This window comes from Brucella pituitosa, assembly GCF_965577835.1.
Lineage (GTDB): Bacteria > Pseudomonadota > Alphaproteobacteria > Rhizobiales > Rhizobiaceae > Brucella > Brucella pituitosa.
In genome coordinates, this window is sequence record NZ_OZ264093.1 from 1,287,169 (window position 1) to 1,310,073 (window position 22,905).

Sequence of the window (22,905 nt, forward strand, 5' to 3'; positions counted from 1 at the left end):
GCGCTGCAATAAGTTCGCAGCACAGAATCGCTGTAAAAACAGGACAATGATGATGAGCAATAGTTATATCGCCGCCCTTAAGAAGCGTCGTACACAATATGCACTCGGCAAGAACCTTCCCCTCTCCCAGGATGCGACCGCCGAGCTGATCCGCGAAGCAATCAAGCATTCGCCGTCCTCGTTCAATTCGCAAAGCTCGCGCGCTATCGTTCTCTTCGGTGCTGAGAGCGAGAAGCTGTGGGACATCGCCAAGGAAGAACTTCGTAAGATCGTTCCTGCTGACGCTTTTGAGCAGACCGAAGCCAAGATCGACAGCTTTGCTGCCGGTGCAGGCACTGTGCTGTTCTTTGAAGACCAGAGTGTTGTTAAGGGCCTGCAGGATAACTTTGCACTCTATGCGGACAATTTCCCTGTTTGGTCGGAACAGGCTGGCGGTATGGCACAGCTTTCGGTTTGGTCGGCACTCGCTAATGAAAACATTGGCGCAAGCCTTCAGCACTACAATCCGCTGATCGATGCTGAAGTTGCCAAAACCTGGAATATTCCGTCGTCATGGAAGCTCCGCGCCCAAATGCCATTTGGTTCGAATGAGCAGGCTTTTGGCGATAAGGTGTTCATGGATGATGCCGAACGGTTCAAAATCTTCGCATAATTCTTTGCTATTGCTTTGTGAAACGGCTGGAATTTTCCAGCCGTTTTTTATTTGCGGCTAAGTATTTCCCACCATTGTGTCCCCTATAAAAACGGAATCTAATACTTCCGCGTTCTGGAGAGTCGTCACCGGAACGAATAGAGAATTGATGAGCGCGTCCGGGAATGGGCGTGATCTCCAGGGGAACACATATGAAATTCGGAACTGCACTACCCGTTATTGCTTTGCAGCGCGGAACGCTCACCACCAGACTGATGCGTGCGTCCATTCCTGCGGCACTGGCATTTGCGCTTTGCCTGTCAGCATCACCAAAAGCCGTGGAAGCTGCCACGCCATCCGACACGCTCGTGATTGCAATGAGTATCGACGATATCATTTCGCTCGATCCGGCAGAAATCTTTGAAATCACGACGTCTGAAATGCTGACCAGCACGTATGAACGTCTTGTGACGACAGACACGAAAGACCCAACCAAGATTATTCCACAGATTGCTGAGAGCTGGAGTTTCTCCGACGACGGCAAATCGATCACGTTCAAAATTCGTGATGGTCTTAAGTTCGCCTCCGGCAACCCGATTACGGCGCATGATGCTGCCTATTCGCTCCAGCGCGCAATCAAGCTCGACAAAAGCCCTGCATTCATTCTGAGTCAGTTTGGCATCACAGCTGAAAATGTTGACCAGAATGTCGTTGCAACCGATGACAAGACATTCGTTTTCACCACCGGCAAGGCTTTCGCACCAAGTTTCGTCATGAACTGCCTGACCTCCAGCGTTGCATCGATTGTCGACAGCAAACTGGTGAAGGAACACGAGCAGAAGACCGAGAAGACGGACACGTATGCTTATGACACCGATTTTGGATACGAGTGGCTGAAAAACAATTATGCCGGTTCCGGCCCATTTGCTCTGAAACAGTGGCGTGCCAATGAAGTTATGCTTCTTGAACGCAATGAGAACTATGCTGACACCAAGCCCGCAATGAAGCGCGTCATCTATCGTCATATCAAGGAAGGTGTTTCGCAGCGCCTGCTGCTTCAGGCGGGGGATATCGACATTGCCCGCAATCTCGAACCCGGTGACATTGAAGAACTGGGCAAAGATGCCAAGTTCAGCGTGATCAATGCGCCCAAGGGCCGTATCTATTTTCTGAGTGCGAACCAGAATGTGCCGGAGCTGGCCAAACCGGAAGTACGTCAGGCATTGAAGTATCTGATCGATTACGACACGATTGAAGCGACTCTGATCAAGGGCATTGGCCGCACACATCAATCCTTCCTGCCGGTAGGCATGTTTGGCGCGGTCGATGACAAGCCTTTCAAGTATGATGTTGAGAAAGCAAAAGAACTGCTTGAAAAGGCAGGGCTAAAAGATGGGCTGAGCATAACGCTGGATGTTCGTAACAACCAGCCATATGTCGGAATTGCTGAAAGTATCCAGCAAACCATGGCCAAGGCCGGGGTCAATGTTGAAATCCTGCAGGGCGATGGCAAGCTCACGACCACCAAGGTTCGTGCGCGCAAACATCAGCTCGCTTTGGGTATCTGGGGGCCGGATTATTGGGACCCACACACCAATGCCGTCACATTCACCAACAACCCAAACAATGGTGATGAAGTGAACCTGCGCACAACCGCCTGGCAAGCTTCATGGGATATTCCTGAACTGACGGCAGAAACCATGGCGGCGGCAGAGGAACGCGATACAGCCAAGCGCGAAGCTATGTACCATGATCTTCAAAAGAAGTTTCAGGAAGATAGTCCGATCACGGTCATTTATCAGCAGATCGAAACGGCTGTGACAGCATCCAATGTTCACAATTTCGACATGGTCGCTGATGCGAACTATGTTGCGACTGTAACTAAGGACTAATACCAAAATTCATAGAGTGAAACTCATTGGACTTTGGTTAAGAAGCCCGAGTGGCGCTTGAACTTTATCAAGGCGTGATGCGTTAGCATCTTGAGCCGCCTTGATATAAAATAGAAAGGCCGGATGTTTTAACGCATCCGGCCTTTTGTTTATTTATCAAAACTGAAAGATGGCAATTGCTCGAGCGCTGACTTCAGCGCCTCAGACCAGCTTTCCGAAACTGTCTGATAATAAGGGTCGCTTGCTTCAAAGCGCCTGTGTTCGCCGAGCTTGAGGCTGTCGGTCTCGTAAATCTGCATATCGAGTGGCAGACCTACCGAGAGGTTTGCCTTTAGCGTCGAGTCAAAAGAAACCAGCAGAAGCTTCACTGCGTCCTCGAAACTCATCGTCTCCTGATAGGCACGCACCAGAATTGGCTTGCCGTACTTGTTCTCGCCAATCTGGAAAAATGGCGTATCGACCGAGCTTTCGATGAAATTGCCTTCAGGATAGATATAGAAGAGCCGTGGCTGTCCACCTTTGATCTGACCACCCAGAATGAACGATGCGCCGAATGCGTCTGCACTTTGCCCGCCAGTCGCTGAGTTTGTGATGACTTCCTTGACCGTGTCGCCGATGAGACGTGCCACCTGAAACATGGAGGGGGCATCGAATACCGATGGATGCCTGTCTTCCGGAGCCTTCATGCGCTCTTCAAGCAGGCTGGCAACGGCTTGCGTAGTGGCGAGATTACCAGCTGATAAAAGTACGATCACGCGTTCGCCAGCTTTGTTCCAGCTCCGCATTTTCGAGAATGTCGAGATGTTATCAAGGCCTGCATTTGTCCTTGTATCGGACATAAATACGAGGCCGCGATCAATTTTCATTCCAACGCAATAAGTCATCAGCAGTTTCCGGCAGGCGCTCTATAATCTTAAACAATCACTGCCCTACATTGATGTGAACCGCAAGACTTTCGACAGCGCCTCCAAGCCTTACCCCGGAAATTGGTGCGGCATCGCGATAATCAAGCCCCGTTGCCAGACGAACATAGCGATCATTGGGGCAGACATTGTTTGCAGCATCAAACCCTACCCAGCCAAGTCCATCGATATGCGCCTCCGCCCATGCATGGCTTGCCGTCTGCTCCTCGGTGCCTTCCATTAGCAGGTAGCCGGAAACGTAGCGGGCCGGAATTTTAAGCAGTCGTGCTGCTGACAGGAATATATGGCTGTGATCCTGACAAACGCCCTTGCCCGCCTCAAGTGCGCTTTCTGCGTTTGTCGCAACGCTCGTCGTGCCAGGCATATAGGCCACTGCGGTATGAACCGAATTCATCAGTTCATGTAGCAATGCAAGGCGATCCTGATTTTTCACCAGACCGCCAGCAAGTGCCCGGATGCGTTCACCGGGTGTGGTCAGATGTGTTTCGCGTTCAAACAGCCATAGTGGCGCATAGCCATAGACCGGACCCAGAACGCCGACGCGATCTTCCACTTCAACACTGCCGCTGGCCGTTATAATGATCTCATTCACATTGCGTGCATGCTGGACAAGATCAGTCTTGTTGCCAAAGCCATCAATATAGGAAACTTCCGGCTCACCACCTTCGATTTTCAGTTCCCAGTGCTTGATCAATTGGCCGGGCAATGTCGGCGGGCGCAGACGCAACCGCTGAACTGCATAAGGAACCGGGTTTTCATATCGATAATGCGAAACGTGGCGGATATTGAGCAACAAGCAATCACCTCAATAAAAATTATAGGTTTCAGCGATCTCGTTGCCGAGCCGGTTGTTGCGGGAAATAAAATCGGTCAGAAACTCATGCAAGCCTACATCGAAGATCGCACCGATGTCCTGATTTTGCAGAGTGGCATAGATTTTCTCGCCGGTCTGGTGACAGACATCGCTATCGCCATAATCCTTCGCCAGATAATTTAAATGACCATTGATGCTCTGATAGCAATAGTTGAGTGATCGTGGCATACGGCCATTGAGGATCAGATAATCAGCGACATGCGCAGGACGATAGTCGCCGTCATAAACCCAGCGATAAGACCGGTGCGCGGAAACTGACCGTAAGATCGACTCCCACTGATAATTGTCGAGCGTGGTTCCGACATAAGAAACAGCTGGCAGAAGCACATAATATTTCACGTCGAGAATGCGTGCCGTATTGTCTGCGCGCTCAATGAAGGTTCCGAGCCCCGCAAAATCGAAGATCTCGTTGCGTAACATCGTACCGTGAAAGGCTCCCCGGATCAGCGCTGTCTCGCGTTTTATCTGATCGAGCAATGGTGGCAGATCAGCTTCTTTCAGTGGCTTGCAGAGCGATTTTTTAAGCACCATCCACGCTTCGTTGACGCTTTCCCATGCTTCACGGGTTAGCGCTGTTCGCACCATCCGCCCATTGGAACGCGCTGTTTCCATGCAAGACATCACACTTGATGGATTGTCCATGTCGCGCAGTAGAAAGTCGGCGACGTTAGCAGCATTATACGTGTGATATTTTGCCGAGAATGTCTGGCTTGCGCCTGCCGATACTACTACAGAAGACCACTCTTCCGGTGCATCCGATGTTTTCGTAAGTGCCATACGCAATCCCGCATCCACCAGACGCGCCATGTTTTCAGCGCGCTCGATATAGCGGAACATCCAGTAAAGCCCGTTTGCCGTACGGCCAAGAAGCATAAATTCATTCCCCTTCCACACGCTCCGGTCTTATCGCCGGTTTTGATGCGCAATTCCAAAAACTGTCCTTAAAGCATGTCTTTTCCCAAAACCGGTTCCCGCTTTTGGGAGACGCACTTTAATCGTCGAGTACCCAAGTATCCTTCGTGCCGCCGCCCTGACTGGAATTCACAACGAGCGAGCCTTCCTTCAGCGCTACACGCGTCAACCCACCGGGTGTAATACGAATGCGGTCTGAAACCAGTACGAACGGTCGTAAATCAACGTGGCGTGGAGCAAGGCCGCTTTCGGTGAAAATAGGTGTCGTTGAAAGTGCCAATGTCGGTTGTGCAATATAGTTGCGAGGGCGCGCTTTCAGCTTCTCCGCAAAGCTATCGCGTTCGGCCTTGGTCGCTGCTGGGCCGACCAACATGCCATAGCCGCCGGAACCATGCACTTCCTTGACCACGAGATCGGCAAGATTATCGAGCACATAAGCCAAGCTGTCCGGCTCCGAACAGCGCCAGGTCGGCACGTTTTCAAGAATGGCCTTGCGGCCCGTATAAAACTCCACGATCTCCGGCATGTAGGAATAGATCGCCTTGTCATCTGCGATGCCGGTCCCAGGCGCATTGGCAATAGTGATATTCCCTGCCCGATAGACATCCATAATGCCCGCGACGCCCAGCGTGGAATCTGGTCTGAATGTCAGTGGATCAAGGAAATCATCATCGACACGGCGATAAAGCACATCAATTGCGCGATAACCTTTTGTCGTGCGCATGGCGACACGCCCATCCACAACGCGCAGATCACTCCCCTCTACAAGCTCCACACCCATTTGATCCGCCAGGAAGGCATGCTCGAAATAGGCCGAGTTGTAGATGCCGGGCGTCAGCACTGCCACCGTCGGCACGCCTTGTGTTCCGGGTGGTGCCACACTTGCCAGTGATTGGCGCAGCAATTGCGGATAGTTCTCGACCGGGCGAACCTTCACATTCTGAAACAGCTCCGGGAAGAGCTGCATCATGGTTTCGCGGTTTTCCAGCATATAAGACACACCGGAAGGCGTGCGGGCATTGTCTTCGAGCACATAGAACTGGTTCTCGGCCGTACGCACGATATCGACACCGATGATGTGCGTGTAGACATTACCGGGTGGGCGAAATCCGATCATCTCCGGCAGGAAAGCCTCATTATTGGTAATGAGTTCCTTGGGGATGCGCCCTGCCCTGACAATCTCCTGTCGATGATAGATATCGTCCAGAAAAGCATTGAGCGCCATGACGCGTTGCTCAATGCCCTGTGAAAGCCGTCGCCATTCCTGGCCTGAAATAATACGTGGAATGATGTCAAACGGGATCAGTCGCTCTGCTGCATCTTCGTCGCCATAAACCGCAAAGGTAATGCCCGTCTTGCGAAAGACGCTCTCGGCATCCTGCGTTTTCTGCAGAAGTTTGTGTTGATCCTGCTGGCCGAGCCACTGCTTGAGAAATTCGTATGGTTGGCGGACACTCCCGCCATGATTGAGCATCTCATCGAATGGCTTCACTTAATTCCCCTTCTTTTCGCTAATACTCAGCTCCAAATCGGGGAAATGCAAGTGTGCATATCATGCAAAAGCGCAAGGCTGGGTTGCGCAATTTCGTCGCGACAGCGGCTTAGCGATAGTTTCTAATTCCGCGCAACGGATATTCGGTTCTAAATTTCAGCCCGGACGATGGGCTTTGACAACGGCCGGATCGGTCTCAATACGGCCTGCTCCAATTAAATCGAGGCAATAAGGCACAGCCGGGAAAATGGCCTGTAAGGTCATAGCGATGGAGACGGGTTTGCCCGGCAGATTTAGTATGAAGCTCTTGCCGCGACTGCCAGCAGTCTGACGAGAGAGGATTGCAGTCGGTGTTTGCTCTAGGCTTGCGCGGCGCATCTGTTCGCCAAACCCGGGCAATTCTTTATGTAAAACGGCCTTCATCGCTTCGGGTGTTTCATCACGTGGGCTTGGGCCTGTACCGCCTGTGGTGAGGATCAAATCGCATCCGACATTGTCTGCGAGATCCATCAGTGTGTCGCGCACGGATTCCATTCCGTCAGGAATGACACGTCTGACGATTTCGTACGGCGTTACAATCGCGCTTTTAAGCCAGGTTTCGATTGCCGGACCGCTCAAATCTTCGTATTCGCCGCGGCTTGCACGGTCAGAAACTGTAATGACGCCGATTTTCACTATCCTATCCTTTTCATTGCACTTTTGGCTTGGCTTATACAGCTACCTCTAAGACTTGTGAAGGTTTGGGTTCCAGGCGGATATATCGCAAAAACAGTTTATCAGGCGCGCTTTAAAATGCTGTTGCTTTCCTCTGAAATTAGAGCTTCAATCAAATAATTCAGGGGGAGAACACCATGCCATTTAAAGGCAGCCAGTATTACGGAACGTTCACGCCCGAGGACTTGCAGTTGATGCAAGTCGCTTATAACCGAAGCTGTGCATTGTTGGAGCGTTGTCCAACGACACATGAGGCCAAAGACGATCTTGCACGCGCCATTATCAGGACGTTTCAATCCGGTGAGTGCGACCCAGAAAAAATCGCTGCAATCGCAGCGCGAGTAGAACTTATGCGCAGTTGAAACCAGTTACTGAATGTAAACTATCCACATGTATGGTAGTAGTGCATCCAGATTTACTAAGGACATGCCTTTAGATTGCATCCCGATAAATTTGAAGCGGTTTTCGGACAAGATGTACGTTAAGACAAAGAAATAGAGCGCCTATCTGGTGCAATCAGATCGATAAGTGCTCTTAAGCTATCGTCCAGGTAATGAAATTCGGTCAATCACGACCAAACTGCGAATGAATTGATATGCCGTTTTCGAGAGATTATTATTTCAAGCGTTTCAAGCCCGCTGAACTTGAACAGTTGCAGGCGGCCTTCATAGAGACGTGCCAGCGTCTGGGGCGTTGCCCGATAACCTCCCCCCAGAAGGATGAAATGGCGCGCGAAATCATCCAGATTTATGAATGTGGTATTTCAGATCCTCAGAAAATCGCCGATCTCATGATCCAGGTCGAAAGCGTGAAGCCAAAGCTATTTGCAGAGCAGGTCTTTGAGCAGGATGTCGATCGCACTGTGAAAAGTGCCTGACACCTCCGTTAAAACTCAAAAAATTTATGCGCATTCAATTGCTGCAGTTTTGTATATTTGATGTAGAGTATTAAATTAGATATCTAACATATTGTTTTAATTTCATAGTATCTGACTAATCCCCACTCTTTCGTTCGATTGCATTTAAGCCTTTCGTAAACTTTGGATTCAGCTTTGTGCGGTAATCTTTGGTTAGCAAATTGCTCGGGAGGAGCGTTGCGAGTGTTGATTGATGGCATTTCTGCAACCTTTTTTGTTTGGCTGTAGAGCGCCTGAGTTTTGTGTACGGGTATCATGCGTTTTTCAGTTGTGTCAGCAATTGCCCTTGCCTGCACCGCTCTGGCGGGTTGTACGTCAAGTTCCGGCATCGACGGTCTTATGCCGCAGCCATCTGCTGAGCTGACCAGCTCCGTGGTTCGGCCATCCGCGCCTGTGATAGAAACAGCGAGGGCACAGCAATCGATGCCCACAGCACCGCAGGAGGAAGTTCTTGCCTGGGCAGGTCCCGTTCCCGATGCAGGCCCTTTTAAAACCGAGCCTCCCGCTCCTTTGTCCCAACGCCCTGAACAAAGGGTGGCGGCACCTATCTCCGTTCCCAAGCCGGAAGTCGCCGCCTATCCACCTGTGCGTCTTGCACCGCAACAGCGTTCACGGGTTTACAGCCAACGCTTCCGCGATGCGAAGCCGATCAATTTCGGTAGTGTATCTCCACGCAGGCACGCTGTGCATGGTGTCGATGTCTCGCGTTGGCAGGGAAATATCGACTGGGCCACCCTTCGCAAGAACGGAGCGAATTTCGCCTATATCAAGGCGACAGATGGTGGCGACCATCTTGATCCGATGTTCCGCAAGAATTGGCGCGACGCAAAGGCCGCAGGCTTGAAGCGTGGTGCTTACCACTTCTTCTACTGGTGCCGTGTGGCAAGCCAGCAGGCTGACTGGTTTATCCGTAACGTTCCGGTTGATCCTGACGCGCTGCCACCTGTGATCGATGTGGAATGGAATGGTGATTCATCCTGCAAACGCCGCCCATCACCAGCACAGGTGCGCGAAAAGATGCAGGTGTTCATGGATGCGCTTGAGCGCCATTACGGCAAGCGCCCGGTTATCTACACGGCTCCGGATTTCTATGATGACAACCTCAAGGGTGCGTTTACGGATTATCCGTTCTGGCTGCGTGCTGTGGCTCAGCACCCATCCAAGGTCTATCCAGGTCGTCGCTGGGTCTTCTGGCAGTATTCTGGCTCGGGCCTGTCTCAGGGTGTCAATGGTAAGATTGACCTGAACGTATTCCACGGAAGCGAAGAACAATGGCACAAATGGGTTGACCGTTTTGCCAGTCAATCCTGATGTTTAAAATGCTAATCCCCTTTCGGGGATTAGGGTCTGTGGGGAGTTAGTTTTGAAGCGTGGTATGGATGAAAATAGCACAGGTTTAGGAGCAAAGCCGAAGGTGGAGTGGTTCTCCATCGAGGCTTTGCGACGCAAAACTGGTCCATTTTCACTATATCCCTTTGGGACGCGGCGGATTTTCTCTCTGAATGCGTCGAACAGCCCTTGTGGAGATACACTCCACGGCGTCCTGTTCTCCTGTTCAGAAACAAAATCCGTCTCACGCCACGCTCAAAACCTAATTCCCCACAGACCCTAGCTCATTTTTCGGATCACGACTTGCCGATATTTTCGAGATCGTAAGGCGTAGACTGGTACATCTCATTGATCCAGTTGCCAAAAAGCAGATGTGCATGGCCGCGCCAGCAATTCTGCGGCTTACGGCTCGCATCATCATTTGGAAAATAGTTGGCAGGCAATGGTGTTTCAGGCTGAAGCTGGATATCCCGGAAATACTCATCCGCAAGCGATGTCGTATCATATTCAACATGGTTGAACATGTGCAGAGCACGATGCTGCGGATCTTCCAGCAGGCACAGGCCACTCTCTGGACTATCGACCAGAACCTTCAGGCTGCTATCTGACGGAATGTCGTCCTTGCGCACTTCTGTCCAGCGAGAGACCGGAATTGCAAAGTCATCGGAGAAGCCGCGCAAATAAGGTGAAGACGGCGCCAAATTCTGTTGGCTGTAAACGCCGGAGGCTTTACCGGGCAGATCATATTTGCCCATGCCGTGAAAATGATGCACAGCCGCCTGCGCCGCCCAGCAAATATTCAGCGTGCGATGAACATGCGTCTGCGTCCAGTCGAAAACGCGCTGCATTTCATCCCAATAGGTGACGTCCTCAAATGGCATACGTTCAACCGGCGCACCCGTAATGACAAAGCCATCAAAGCGCTCATCACGCACCTCTTCCCACGGACGATAGAAGGAGAGCATGTGATCGGCTGACGTATGACGTGCAACATGATTGGTAATGCGCACGAGCGTTAGTTCGAGCTGCAGTGGGGTTGCACCCAGTAACCGCGCAATCTGTGTTTCCGTCGTGGCTTTATTCGGCATCAGATTGAGAAGGCCAATCTTTAGCGGCCTGATATCCTGACGGATAGCATCCGCCTCACGCATAACCATAACGCCCTCGGCTTCGAGAACACTGGTTGCGGGCAGATCGTCAGGAATTTTAATAGGCATGTCGCGTCGGTCCTTCGTTGTGTCAGAGCAGACGCGCGTGGCTTCATCCGTATATTTGCCGGTTGGCCACATCCTTCCTTTTAAGGAAGTACCACCTTGCCCGGAAAGGCAGGTTGGCGTTGGGCGTCGCCCCAACTCTTGATGTGACGCTACTTCTACTCAAACTGATGCGTACTGGCAATAGTGATTAAACATCCGTCGGTTCAATGCATCGGAATTTTATCCCAATCATCAGGCTAACAGAGGCGGTCCGATTGCGCTTTCAGGCTGAAGACGAAATGGACTGTCTTTTCAAAGCGAATGAGTACTTTCGAGTGGAAAGCCTCGCAATTGATATATGCCGGGAACCAGCCGCCATTTCATACGTTTTTCCTTTATCCGGCAGATATGTTAAACTCACGGAAAAAGGGAGGGAGAAATGAGCAATATTATTTTCTGGATGGCGCTTGTCATTCTGCCGATTCTGGCAGGAACAGCTTTCGCCTATCTTCGCCATATGCATCACGGAGACGACTTCTAAAGCGGTCATTTCGTGATGAGGCTAACTAACTGGCTTGACGAAATAGATTGATATCAACATTACTAGGCAATGCCAGAAGTTCGCGACGTCCCGTTTGAAACCACGCTTCTTGTGCGTGACACCTGTTTATGTCTGCATGTTCAGCGTGCGGCACGTGCACTTGCGCGCTATTTTGATGAGGAACTGCGCCCATCAGGCCTGAACAACGGGCAATTCTCGCTGCTCATGTCGCTCAACCGTCCTAGCCCACCTCCTATGAAACCAGTGGCTGAGCTTCTCGCCATGGATCAGACCACCCTCACCGCAGCACTAAAACCCTTGCAGCGAAATGGCTGGGTCGAAGTTGTCGTTAATCCGAAAGATCGTCGCGAGCGGCTTCTTGTTCTAACATCTGAAGGACAATCAGTGCTTGCTTCTGCCGTTCCTATCTGGACGGCAGCACATGCAAAACTCGAAAGCACATTTCCCGGCAATAACCTTGAATTGTTCCGTCAGGAATTGGTGTCGCTTGGCCGTTAGAATGGTCATATTTCAGATTGCATCGCTGCGGTCGTTCTAACCAGTTGTTTTTAAGCATTATCTGACGAAAAACAGCTTCGGACTTTCGGCTCAAATGTTCTAGGCTCTTTACGATCCACCTGATAGCGTTAGGTTGCAAAGCGTAACTATCTTTTGACGAGCGTGACTCGGCTTCACGCCTAACGCAGGTGTACAATTTCCATGAACGGACCGGATACCCCCCATATCCTTGTCGTCGGCGCAGGCTTTGGCGGCCTGCAATTCATCCATGATCTGAAAGGCGCGAATGTTCGCATAACGCTCGTCGATCAGCGCAATCACCATCTTTTCCAGCCACTGCTTTATCAAGTCGCCACAACCATTCTCGCGACTTCTGAAATTGCCTGGCCGATCCGCCACCTCTTTCGCGACCGTAAGGAAGTCACAACCTTGCTTGGAACGGTTGTCGGGGTGGATGCTGCTGCCCAAAAGGTGCGGCTCGAAAACGGTGAGGAGATTGCCTATGACACGCTGGTACTCGCAACGGGCGCACGCCACGCTTATTTTGGCAATGATCGTTGGGAAAAAGTTGCTCCTGGTCTGAAAGCGCTGGAGGACGCTACGACCATTCGCCGCCGTTTGCTTCTCGCATTTGAACGTGCGGAGCGCGAAACCGATCCTGCGAAACAACAGGCTTTGCTCACATTCTCGGTGGTTGGTGGGGGACCGACCGGCGTAGAATTAGCGGGCATTATTGCAGAACTGGCCAAGCAGACCATGTGGCCGGAATTCCGCAATATCGATACGCGGCAGGCACGTATTCTGCTCGTTGAGGCGGGTCCACGTATTCTGGCAGCATTTCCGGAAGATCTATCAAACTACGCGCAAAATGCTTTGGAGAAGATCGGCGTTGAAGTACGCCTCGGTGTACCGGTTAAGGAAATCACAGAGGATGGCGTGACTGTTGGCGAGGAGTTCATTCCTTGCATAACAGCTATTTGGGCCGCTGGTGTTGCTGCATCACCTGCGGCAGCATGGTTGGGTGCCGAGAGCGACCGCGCTGGTCGCGTTCGTGTTCTTCCGGATCTGACTGTAGTCGGCCATGAGAATATCTTTGTGATCGGCGATACGGCTTTGGTTGAAGGACCGGATGGAAAGCCTGTGCCGGGCATTGCACCAGCGGCCAAGCAGCAGGGAGCTTATGTTGCGAAGGTTATTCGCAGCCGCACGTCCGGTAAGGCCATCCCGGCACCATTCCGCTATCGCCATCAGGGCAATCTCGCGACCATCGGTCGAGGTGCGGCTGTGGTTGATATGGGACGTATCAAGCTAAAAGGCGCGATTGCCTGGTGGGTATGGGGGATTGCCCATATCTTCTTCCTGATTGGTACGCGCAGCCGCGCCGCTGTGGCGTGGAGTTGGCTCTGGACCTTCATATCGGGCCAGCACAGCGCTCGCCTGATTACGCAGGGCAAAGCCGCAGAAGACAATAAATAAAGCAAAACGGCCCGCCAAAAGCGGGCCGTTTCTGTTGCCTGAGATATTACTCTGCAGGTTGCAAAACCAGTTCGCCCACTGGCTCCGGTTCTATGACTATCGGTTTGCCATTCATCGCGGCATTAAGACGCTCGACATCCAGTTCGTTTTCCCAACGCGCAACCACGATGGTTGCAACTGCATTGCCGACAAGATTGGTCAGTGCACGGCATTCCGACATAAAGCGGTCGATGCCCAGGATCAGCGCCATACCGGCAACCGGAACTGCTGGAACAACCGACAGTGTTGCAGCAAGGGTGATGAAGCCAGCACCGGTGATGCCCGCTGCACCCTTAGAACTCAACATAGCCACAAGAAGCAGCAGAATCTGGTCGGTTAACGAGAGTGGAATATCTGTCGCCTGCGCGATGAACAGTGCTGCAAGCGTCATGTAGATATTCGTGCCATCAAGGTTGAACGAGTAACCAGTTGGGATAACAAGGCCAACGACGGAGCGCTTGCAACCTGCCTTTTCCATTTTGTCCATGAGGCTCGGCAACGCGGCTTCCGAAGAAGATGTACCAAGAACCAGCAGGAGCTCTTCCTTGATGTAGCGAATGAGCGCAATGATCGAGAACCCGTTATAGCGAGCAACAGCACCCAGCACCACGAGTACGAACAACAATGCCGTGATGTAGAATGTAGCGATGAGCATTGCCAGATTGGCAATAGACCCGATGCCATATTTGCCGATTGTGAATGCCATTGCGCCGAAGGCACCAATTGGCGCAGCTTTCATCAGGATCGAAACCAACTTGAAAACGGGTGCAGTCAGCATCTGCAGGAAGTCTGTAACTGGCTTGCCTTTATCGCCAACCATGGCAAGAGAGACACCGAACAGGACCGAGAAAAACAGAACCTGAAGAATGTCTCCAGAAGCGAATGCGCCAACGATTGTGGTTGGTATGATGTTGGACAGGAAGCCGCTGATCGTCTGTTCATGCGCTTTTTCGGCATAATTTGCGACAGCGCTTGGATCAAGCGAGGCCGGATCAATATGCATACCTGCGCCCGGCTGCACAACATTGGCAACGATGAGACCAATGATCAGTGCCAGTGTGGAAAACGTCAGGAAGTAGATCATGGCCTTACCGGCCACGCGCCCGACTTTCTTCATGTCGGTCATACCGGCAATGCCGGTTGCTACCGTCAGGAAGATCACCGGAGCGATGATCATCTTCACGAGCTTGATAAAGGCATCGCCCAAAGGCTTCAAAGAGGTGCCAAGCTCAGGATAGAAATGTCCAAGCAAAATACCTGCAGCAATCGCGAACAGAACCTGCACATAAAGTTGCTTATAAAATGGGATTGGGCGGCGTGGTTCAGCCACAGCGCCATTCGGTACGGCAATCATGATGTCCTCCGTTTGGCTCTATCTGGATCCCGTCCAGCCTCCCGAGCCTTTCGTCCTCTTGTTCAGCGGCCCTCGCCGCCGCTCACATCATGAATTGCAAGGTCTGTGCCAGTTTCCTTTGCGTAGATTAATGCACTGAAATACAATGATATTTTTTATTTCATGCCGAGTGCTTCCGTTCGTTTGTGCGAACTATCGCACGCATATCTTTTCAGTAAGTGCGGAATAGTGCACAATAGGCTCCATGAAAGAAGTCACCGGCTCCGTAATCGAAACAAGCTCGCCACCCGCCAGTAATCGCCGCACTTGGTGGATATTTGGCGTGATTTGCGCTGGCATTTTCGCAATGGCTTTCTGGATTGTTGGCGATGCTGCGCGCGAGCGCGCTTTGCTCTCGCTGGGCGAACAGACGCGGATTGATGCTAATCTGAACACGGCCCTCCTCCGTACTGTTCTAGAGAAACAGCGTGCACTTCCATTGGTCCTTTCCAAGGACAAGGAATTGGCGGATGCGCTCGCAATGCCGAGTGCGGTGGCTATCGATCAACTGAACCGTAAACTGGAGGCGCTCGCTGAAGGTACGCAAGCAGCCGTGATCTATCTTGTCGGCCTTCACGGCTATGCGATATCGGCCAGTAACTGGCGCGAGCCCGACAGCTTTGTTGGCAACGACTATAAGTTTCGTCCTTACTTCAACGACGCTTTGAAAAATACCAATGCCGAGTATTTTGCGCTCGGTAATGTCAGCCGTCGTCCGGGTCTTTATATTTCACGCCGTGTCGATGGGCCAAATGGACCGCTTGGCGTTGTTGTGGTGAAACTGTCGTTCGATCAGCTCGAAAGCGATTGGAATGAGACCGGACGCCCAACTTTCGTGACAGACGATAGAAATATCGTGCTGATTACCACGCTGCCGTCCTGGCGGTTCATGACGATTGGTGAACTACAGCCTCAGAATGTTGAAACCATCCGCAACAGCCTCCAGTTTGGCGATGCGCCTTTAAAGCCATTGCCACTTTCGCTAAAGCCCGTGGCTGGTGATGATATGGTTCTGGTCGACGCCATTCTGCCGGGCTCGGCACGTAGCAAGGACTTTCTGGCCATTCGCTCCCATGTGCCGGGTACACCATGGCTGATGTATAGCCTCGCGCCCGTCAGACAGCCTGTCGAAGCGGCCATACGTGAAGCACGGCTGATTGCCTTCATTCTGCTTGCGAGTATTGCCACTGTTGCTGGAATCCTATTGCGTCGTCGCCAGCGCGTTGCCGCGCGAATTGCCGACGCTCAACGCAGGCAGATTGAACTCGAACAGCGCGTGGCCGAGCGTACCAGTGATCTCATTACAGCGCGTGACCGTCTAGAATCCGAGATTAACGACCACCATAAAACTGAGAGCATGCTGCAAGGTGTGCAACAAGACCTCGTTCATGCAAACCGACTTGCCATTATGGGGCAAGTTGCGGCGGGCGTCGCGCATGAGATTAACCAGCCAGTCGCGACAATTCGTGCTTATGCGGACAATGCCCGCATCTTCATCGATCGAAAGCGATTGGATGCGGCGGCGGACAATCTGGTGGAAATTGCATCGCTCACGGAACGTATTGGAACGATTACCGGCGATTTGCGCGCATTCGCTCGTAAGGGGCATCGTGCTTCTGAACCGGTGCCGCTTGCGCAAGTGATTTCGGGCGCATTGGTGCTGCTGCGCAGTCGGTTTGCGGGCAGCATGGATCAGCTCAATATTGAACTGCCTGCGCCTGATCTCTGTGTAGCCGGACATTCAATTCGACTTGAGCAAGTTCTAATAAATCTATTTCAAAATGCTCTGGAAGCTGTTGAAAATAAAGGAAATGATGGTCATGTAGAGGTGCGAACAAAAGCTCTCTCGAAGAGCGTTGTGCTGACGGTTTCCGATAATGGCCCCGGCATCCCACAGCACATTCTGGATAATCTTTTTACGCCGTTCAACACATCCAAGGAACGAGGCCTTGGGCTTGGTCTGGTGATCGCCAAGGAAATTCTGACCGATTATGGCGGCAAGATTTCAGTGAAAAGCAGCGCTGATGGCACTCTATTCCGCGTGGAATTCAAGAAAGCATGATGAATATTCCGGTCATACTCGTCGATGACGACAAAGCACTACGCCATGCAACCAGACAGACTCTGGAACTTGCGGGTTACGAGGTGTTGGATTTTAGTAATGCCGGTGACGCGCTGATTAGCATCAGCGCCTCATTCGAAGGCGTGATCGTTACAGATGTGCGTATGCCGCAGATTGATGGACTTGAGCTATTCGCCCGCATTCGCGAAATTGATCCCGATCTGCCGGTCATCCTGATCACAGGTCATGGCGATATTCCGATGGCCGTTCGGGCTATCCAGGATGGCGCATATGATTTTATAGCCAAGCCGTTTGCGACTGACAGGCTGGTTCACAGCGTTCTGAGAGCTGGCGAGCGGCGCAAGCTTGTTCTGGAAAACCGCAGTCTGCGTCAGATGGCCGATGAAGCACAGAATGATATGCCGCTCATAGGTCAAACGCCTGCGATTGAGAATCTTCGCCGCACAATACGCGATATCGCCGATACAGATGTCGATGTGTTGATCGCAGGTGAAACCGGCAGCGGCAAGGAAGTTGTGGCTCAACTGCTTCACGATTGGGGAAGACGGCGAAAAGGCAATTTCGTTGCGCTCAACTGCGGCGCATTGCCCGAAACTGTGATCGAAAGTGAACTGTTCGGTCATGAGCCGGGAGCCTTTACCGGCGCTCAGAAAAAGCGTGTCGGACGCATTGAGCACGCAAGTGGTGGCACGCTGTTTCTCGATGAGATCGAAAGCATGCCAGCCGCAACGCAGGTGAAGCTGCTACGTGTTTTGGAAATGCGCGAGATTACCCCACTTGGAACCAACGAAGTCCGGCCAGTTGATCTTCGCGTGGTGGCGGCAGCCAAGATTGATCTCGGCAATCCCGAACAGCGCGGCGATTTTCGCGAAGACCTTTATTACCGTTTGAATGTCGTCACACTGACGATACCACCTTTGCGCGAACGTCGTGAGGATATCCCTCTGCTCTTTTCGCATTTTCTTGCACGTGCTGCTCGGCGCTTCAATCGGGATATTCCCGTGCTGGATGCCGCCACGCACCGACATCTCATGGAGCATAACTGGCCAGGCAATGTCCGCGAACTTGTGCATTTTGCGGAGAGATTTTCGCTGGGCGTTACTGCTCCTGCCAAGCCTGCGCCGGTTCCGGACGAGCAAACGACGCTACCAAAGCGACTTGAGCTTTATGAAGCGACCCTTATCCGCGAGACGCTTGCAACGAACAATGGCGATGTGCAGCAAACGCTCGAAGCCCTCGGTATCCCGCGCAAGACCTTTTACGACAAGATGCAGCGCCACGGGATAAACCGGGCGGATTACAAATCTGAAAACTGAAACATCCTTTTATCGAGGTGCGGCGATCAGGTGGCCCGTTGATGCATGTTTCATGACGTCCATCTGAATGCCGTAAATCTCTTCTAGCTGCTCAGGCACCATAATCCCGGTCGGTGTCGATTGAGCGATCAGGCGACCGCTGTGTAGTGCGAATACAGCATCGCAGAAACGTGCCGCCATATTCACGTCGTGGAGAACAACGAACACGCTCAGGTTCTTTTCATGCGAGAGTTTCTGCACAAGCGAGAGAACTTCAATCTGATGTGCAATATCGAGCGCCGATGTCGGTTCGTCCAGCAGCAGGCATTCTGCATCCTGTGCGACCAGCATTGCGAGCCAAACGCGCTGACGTTCGCCCCCCGAAAGCGTATCGACCATACGATCCGCAAAAGGTGAGATGCCCGTCAGTTCAATGGCTTCTTCAACTTTCTGACGGTCAGTTGTGCCGAAGCGGCCAAGTGCGCCGTGCCATGGATAGCGACCAAGTGCGACCAGCTCTTTGACCAGCATGCCCGATGCTGCCGCTGTTTGCTGCGGTAGATAAGCGAGTTTGCGCGCGAACTCGCGATCACCCCACTCGTTTAGCGGCTTGCCTGCAAAACGCACTGTTCCGCCCGATGCAGGGTGCTGGCGGGCCAGAATTTTTAAAAGCGTCGACTTTCCTGACCCGTTGTGTCCGATGAGTGCTGTGAGGCTTGCCGCTGGGATCGACATGGTCAAAGGCTGCAACAAGGTGCGCCCGGGAACTGCGAAGCTGACATTCTCAAGTTCGAACAATGCGGAAGTCATCAATTTATCCCGTTTTCGGATAGCAGCCGTGCGTTAAAACTATGTTTGGCCGGTTGATAGCAAAACATGACGAATATATACATGTTAAAATTGTTTCATCGGGAAAAATCCTATTGGGCTTCCATCCGCATATGAAAAGCCACATCGAAGACGTCCGCTTGCTGGACGATCTTCATTATCGCGTCTGGAATGGTGCCATTGCGGATGTGTGGACAGTGGAATGCGGTCCTGGCGCGCGTGGAGAATATGTTTCGCAGGCCCCACGTCTTTTTCTGGTACTTGAAAGTCGCGGCGAGTTGGCGATCAAGCCTGAGCAAAGCGCTCGAGCCGTTGCGCAAACAGCGGAACAACCGAAGCTCTGCTACATACCCGCAGGCATGACAATCTGGAGCCGTGTTACCAGACCGGGAAAACTGAAACATCTCGATTTACATCTCGATATCCGCACGCTCCAACAGCGCTTCGGCAATGCGCTTGACATCAATGCCGTGGAGCGTCCGCGCCTGCTCTTCTCCAATAACAAAATCGAACAGATTGGTGCGCTCCTTGCGGAGGAGTGTCTCTCGGACGCCCCATTGCATGGGCTTTATGGTGAGAGCCTGATCAATGCACTTGTCAGCGAGTTGTTTGAAGCACGGTCCGAACAGGCGACACGCAAGAGCAAACTTTCGCCGTGGCAGTTACGCCGTGTCACTGATTTCATCGAGGAAAATTATTATCGCATAATCCGTCTTCAGGAGCTTGCATCGCTTGCAGAGCTTTCAGAATCCTATTTCTGCAGCGCATTCAAAGCATCGACGGGTGTTTCTCCACACGCCTGGCAGATGAAGCGGCGCATTGACCATGCGCAGATGTTTCTCCTGCAGCCCCGCGCATCGCTGCCCCATATAGCCGCTATCACCGGTTTTTCCGATCAAGCTCATTTTACGCGTGTATTCAAGAAGTTGATCGGTATTACACCCGCTGCTTGGCTGCGGTCGCGCTCCTAGAGCTTTCTTCTGAGAGGACCATCATATTAGCAAAATATCGTTCAATTTAGCGTAATAACGATCAATCTTCGCATAATATCTTGATGTAAATACTCATATTAATTGCAGTCTGATCAGGGTTTGCAATGATCATGCCTGAGAATACGCCCGGAGGGGATATTTCGGTCAATCAAGCAGGCATTTATCAGATTATATGAGGGGCCATAGCCATATGACGATATCGATGAAGCAAAAAATGATGATGCTGTTGGCGAGTGGAACCGCGCTTGCGTTGCTTCCGCTCACGGGCACGTCAGCTTACGCACAAGATGCTGATACATCGATCCGTCTTGATACCGTTGTCGTACAGACTGGCAGTGGCAGGTCATCAGATGGCACAGCACCGGTAGAAGGCTTTGTTCCGGTAGCAACGACGACGGGTTCAAAAAGCAGCGTGGCGATTGAGAAAATCCCGCAATCGGTTTCTGTCGTTGGACGCGATCAAATGGATGCCATAGGTGCACAGAAGCTCGATGAAGCTTTGCGTTACACACCGGGCGTACTCGGTCAGCCTTTCGGCGTCGATAACGATACAAACTGGATCTATATTCGCGGGTTTGAAGCGACGCAGTACGGCACTTATCTCAATGGATTGCAGAATTTCAGCTACGGTTTCGGGGGCTTTCTTATCGATAGCTTTGATATCGAGCGTATCGATGTCCTGCGCGGTGCCTCCTCGGCACTTTATGGTGGGGCCAATCCGGGCGGTATCGTCAACTATATCAGCAGGCGTCCGACCGGTGAACGCATCCGCTACCTGGAAGCTGGTATCAACAGCTACGGCAACGGTTATCTCGGTTTCGATATTGGCGATAAGGCTACCGATACGGTCAATTATCGCATCAATGGCAAGATTCAGGGTGGCGACAACTATACTGACTATTCCAAGGAGTTCCGCGGCGTCATTTCACCGAGCATTGAATATAAGCCGGATGAATCGACACGTCTGACCATTCTTGCCAATTATACGCACCTCGACCTGACACATGATGGCGGCGGCTTCCTCCCTTACTTTGGCACAGTCGTTCCTACCGAATTTGGCAAGATTTCGCGCAAGACCAACCTCACTGAGCCATATCTGGACGATTATAAGCGAGAGCAGGCCCAGATCGGTTACGAGTTCGAACACCAGTTCGACAATGACTGGACCATTCGTCAGAATGTTCGCTACGGCTTTGCGCATGTCAAAGAACATAGCCTCTATGCATATGGCTATAATTTTCTCCCACAGCCCGCGCCCGGCGATCCGAATGTCTCGCGCATCAACTTCAAGCACGACACGACCGTCCATACCTTTCAGGCCGATAATCAGCTCGAAGGTGCTGTGACTACTGGTGCTCTGACCCATAATCTGCTGTTCGGTGCTGAATATCGGTATTTCCGCATCAATCAGATGCAGCAAACCGGCGGTGCGACGCCTATCAATCCATATGATCCGGTTTATGGCGAGCCACAGGGGCCAATGTGGGACCCGTATATTGATCAGGATTTGCGCCGTCATCAGCTTGGCGTCTATGCGCAGGATCGTATCGAATTTGGTGATGGCTGGATTGTGACGGCAAACGGTCGTTATGATTATGTCTGGACCGATGCAACCGGCCTGCCCGCTTATGAGTATAATACTGGTCGCCTGTCGGGCCGTGCCGGTGTGGGTTACCAATTTGACAATGGTATCACGCCTTATCTGAGCGTTGCGACCTTCTTTAATCCGATCATCGAAACGCTTTATGACGGCAGCTATGCCCGACCTGAAACAGGCACGCAATATGAGGTGGGCGTGAAATATCGTCCTGAACTCTTTGACGGTCTGATCACGGCGTCGCTGTTCGATCTGACCAAAGAAAATGCGCTAACCGGCACCAGCTTTGCTCGCGAGCAGCTTGGCAAGGTTAATTCGCGCGGCTTCGAACTGGAAGTCCAGGCCAACATCACCGATGCATGGAAATTGACAGCTTCAGTGACCGCGTATGACTTGAAGATCAAAGAAAACCAGAGCAACGACGCACTCGTTGGCAAGAGGCCATATCTTTTGCCTGAACAGCAGGCATCTGTTTTTGTTCAATATAAGGTGCCTGAAGGCAAGCTCGAAGGTGTAACTCTGGGTGGTGGTGTCCGTTATATTGGCTCATCTTATGCTGATGAGGAAAACACGCTTAAGGTCCCAGCCGTAGCCCTCGCCGATTTGAAACTCGGCTATGAAAAGGATAACTGGGGCATTGATCTCAACGTGACCAATCTGTTCGACAAGAACTATGTCGCCGGATGTCAGGGCGTCTTCGTCTGTGGGTATGGCGAAGGTCGTAAGGCTCTGCTGAAAGTCCACACCAAGTGGTAGAATAGCGCTCTGACTAAAAGCTGACAAATAAAAACACCCTGAATTCTCATATTCAGGGTGTTCTATTATTCTATATATTACAGATAGATATTCATAATTCTTTGTGATTAATTTAGGTGAGAGACTGAATGAAATCTCGCAGGACGACTGCCTGATTATGCTGCTCATCTCGGGCTCCATAAAGCAGCGTCAAATGCCGCTGAGCCGCCTTCTGCATGAGTTCGAGTATCGCGGCCTCGTTGTTTGCCAACTCGCCACGATATCTGTTCTCGAACTCGCTCCATTTGGAGATGTCATGGTTGAACCATTTGCGCAGCGCTGACGAAGGAGCAATGTCTTTGGCCCAAAGATCGAGTGCTGCTTTCTCTTTGGTCATGCCACGTGGCCATATACGATCAACCAATACGCGAAATCCGTCTTCGGATTGTGGTACTTCATAAATCCGCTTGATGCTGATCGTGGTCATGACATTGTTTCCTAGATGACTTCAGGAAACAATAGCTCTTG

At 51.7% G+C, this 22,905-nt stretch carries 20 protein-coding genes and 1 riboswitch; of the genes, 11 read left to right on the forward strand and 9 right to left on the reverse strand.

What is annotated here, in order from left to right; translation table 11 throughout:
• Positions 1–52 precede the first annotated feature (52 nt).
• Positions 53–652 carry a nitroreductase family protein gene (locus ACSME1_RS17290; RefSeq protein WP_100557020.1) on the forward strand — a complete coding sequence of 200 codons (600 nt, stop codon included), beginning with the start codon at positions 53–55 and terminating at the stop codon, positions 650–652.
• Positions 653–843: 191 nt separating this feature from the next.
• Positions 844–2,523: an ABC transporter substrate-binding protein gene (locus ACSME1_RS17295; RefSeq protein ID WP_132229354.1), complete on the forward strand. Its 1,680-nt coding sequence runs from the start codon at positions 844–846 to the stop codon at positions 2,521–2,523.
• Between the two features lie 149 nt (positions 2,524–2,672).
• Here ACSME1_RS17295 and ACSME1_RS17300 read toward each other — a convergent pair whose 3' ends face one another.
• The 5 genes from ACSME1_RS17300 to mog form a co-directional block, all read right to left on the reverse strand.
• Positions 2,673–3,407 carry a proteasome-type protease gene (locus ACSME1_RS17300; protein ID WP_132229356.1) on the reverse strand — a complete coding sequence of 245 codons (735 nt, stop codon included), beginning with the start codon at positions 3,405–3,407 and terminating at the stop codon, positions 2,673–2,675.
• Positions 3,408–3,444: 37 nt separating this feature from the next.
• Entirely contained in the window at positions 3,445–4,242 is a 798-nt protein-coding gene (locus ACSME1_RS17305) for a transglutaminase family protein (RefSeq protein WP_024897880.1), read from the reverse strand.
• Between the two features lie 9 nt (positions 4,243–4,251).
• Positions 4,252–5,193: an alpha-E domain-containing protein gene (locus tag ACSME1_RS17310; protein WP_132229360.1), complete on the reverse strand. Its 942-nt coding sequence runs from the start codon at positions 5,191–5,193 to the stop codon at positions 4,252–4,254.
• Positions 5,194–5,311: 118 nt separating this feature from the next.
• Complete coding sequence (locus ACSME1_RS17315; protein ID WP_435655077.1) at positions 5,312–6,724, reverse strand: circularly permuted type 2 ATP-grasp protein; 1,413 nt, start codon at positions 6,722–6,724, stop codon at positions 5,312–5,314.
• A 156-nt stretch (positions 6,725–6,880) separates the two neighbouring features.
• On the reverse strand, positions 6,881–7,399 hold the full coding sequence (gene mog / locus ACSME1_RS17320; RefSeq protein WP_435655078.1) for a molybdopterin adenylyltransferase: 519 nt from the start codon (positions 7,397–7,399) through the stop codon (positions 6,881–6,883).
• A 176-nt stretch (positions 7,400–7,575) separates the two neighbouring features.
• Between mog and ACSME1_RS17325 the strand changes: the two genes are divergently transcribed.
• The 3 genes from ACSME1_RS17325 to ACSME1_RS17335 all read left to right on the forward strand — a co-directional run bounded on the left by ACSME1_RS17325 (position 7,576) and on the right by ACSME1_RS17335 (position 9,665).
• The gene (locus tag ACSME1_RS17325; RefSeq protein WP_024897876.1) at positions 7,576–7,800 is read left to right on the forward strand and encodes a hypothetical protein; all 225 of its coding nucleotides are present in this window, start codon (positions 7,576–7,578) and stop codon (positions 7,798–7,800) included.
• A gap of 233 nt (positions 7,801–8,033) precedes the next feature.
• Positions 8,034–8,315: a hypothetical protein gene (locus ACSME1_RS17330; RefSeq protein ID WP_024896211.1), complete on the forward strand. Its 282-nt coding sequence runs from the start codon at positions 8,034–8,036 to the stop codon at positions 8,313–8,315.
• Between the two features lie 294 nt (positions 8,316–8,609).
• On the forward strand, positions 8,610–9,665 hold the full coding sequence (locus ACSME1_RS17335; protein ID WP_435655079.1) for a GH25 family lysozyme: 1,056 nt from the start codon (positions 8,610–8,612) through the stop codon (positions 9,663–9,665).
• 314 nt (positions 9,666–9,979) lie between these two features.
• On the opposite strand, the gene ACSME1_RS17340 is transcribed toward ACSME1_RS17335, so the two are convergent.
• The gene (locus ACSME1_RS17340; protein ID WP_024896214.1) at positions 9,980–10,900 is read right to left on the reverse strand and encodes a homoserine O-succinyltransferase; all 921 of its coding nucleotides are present in this window, start codon (positions 10,898–10,900) and stop codon (positions 9,980–9,982) included.
• A 41-nt stretch (positions 10,901–10,941) separates the two neighbouring features.
• Positions 10,942–11,050, reverse strand: a riboswitch (SAM-I-IV-variant riboswitch).
• 439 nt (positions 11,051–11,489) lie between these two features.
• On the opposite strand from ACSME1_RS17340, the gene ACSME1_RS17345 reads away from it, so the two are divergent.
• Positions 11,490–11,939, forward strand: coding sequence for a MarR family winged helix-turn-helix transcriptional regulator (locus tag ACSME1_RS17345; RefSeq protein WP_435655080.1), 450 nt, complete (start codon positions 11,490–11,492; stop codon positions 11,937–11,939).
• A gap of 201 nt (positions 11,940–12,140) precedes the next feature.
• Entirely contained in the window at positions 12,141–13,415 is a 1,275-nt protein-coding gene (locus tag ACSME1_RS17350; protein ID WP_435655081.1) for an NAD(P)/FAD-dependent oxidoreductase, read from the forward strand.
• A gap of 46 nt (positions 13,416–13,461) precedes the next feature.
• Here ACSME1_RS17350 and ACSME1_RS17355 read toward each other — a convergent pair whose 3' ends face one another.
• On the reverse strand, positions 13,462–14,808 hold the full coding sequence (locus tag ACSME1_RS17355) for a dicarboxylate/amino acid:cation symporter (protein WP_095444392.1): 1,347 nt from the start codon (positions 14,806–14,808) through the stop codon (positions 13,462–13,464).
• A 244-nt stretch (positions 14,809–15,052) separates the two neighbouring features.
• Between ACSME1_RS17355 and ACSME1_RS17360 the strand changes: the two genes are divergently transcribed.
• Both ACSME1_RS17360 and ACSME1_RS17365 read left to right on the forward strand, forming a co-directional pair.
• Positions 15,053–16,909 (forward strand): sensor histidine kinase, encoded by a 1,857-nt coding sequence (locus ACSME1_RS17360; RefSeq protein WP_435655082.1) that lies wholly within the window; start codon positions 15,053–15,055, stop codon positions 16,907–16,909.
• On the forward strand, positions 16,906–18,246 hold the full coding sequence (locus ACSME1_RS17365) for a sigma-54-dependent transcriptional regulator (protein ID WP_100557011.1): 1,341 nt from the start codon (positions 16,906–16,908) through the stop codon (positions 18,244–18,246). The genes ACSME1_RS17360 and ACSME1_RS17365 overlap by 4 nt, the downstream gene beginning before the upstream one ends.
• Positions 18,247–18,255: 9 nt before the next feature.
• Here the strand turns inward: ACSME1_RS17365 and ACSME1_RS17370 are convergent, their stop codons facing one another.
• Complete coding sequence (locus ACSME1_RS17370) at positions 18,256–19,035, reverse strand: ATP-binding cassette domain-containing protein (RefSeq protein ID WP_100557010.1); 780 nt, start codon at positions 19,033–19,035, stop codon at positions 18,256–18,258.
• A 131-nt stretch (positions 19,036–19,166) separates the two neighbouring features.
• Here ACSME1_RS17370 and ACSME1_RS17375 point away from each other — a divergent pair, with 131 nt between their 5' ends.
• Positions 19,167–20,024 (forward strand): helix-turn-helix transcriptional regulator, encoded by an 858-nt coding sequence (locus ACSME1_RS17375; protein WP_424576869.1) that lies wholly within the window; start codon positions 19,167–19,169, stop codon positions 20,022–20,024.
• 241 nt (positions 20,025–20,265) lie between these two features.
• Positions 20,266–22,398: a TonB-dependent siderophore receptor gene (locus ACSME1_RS17380; RefSeq protein WP_435655456.1), complete on the forward strand. Its 2,133-nt coding sequence runs from the start codon at positions 20,266–20,268 to the stop codon at positions 22,396–22,398.
• A 112-nt stretch (positions 22,399–22,510) separates the two neighbouring features.
• Here the strand turns inward: ACSME1_RS17380 and ACSME1_RS17385 are convergent, their stop codons facing one another.
• Positions 22,511–22,864: a DUF488 domain-containing protein gene (locus ACSME1_RS17385; protein WP_024896224.1), complete on the reverse strand. Its 354-nt coding sequence runs from the start codon at positions 22,862–22,864 to the stop codon at positions 22,511–22,513.
• Positions 22,865–22,905 lie beyond the last annotated feature (41 nt).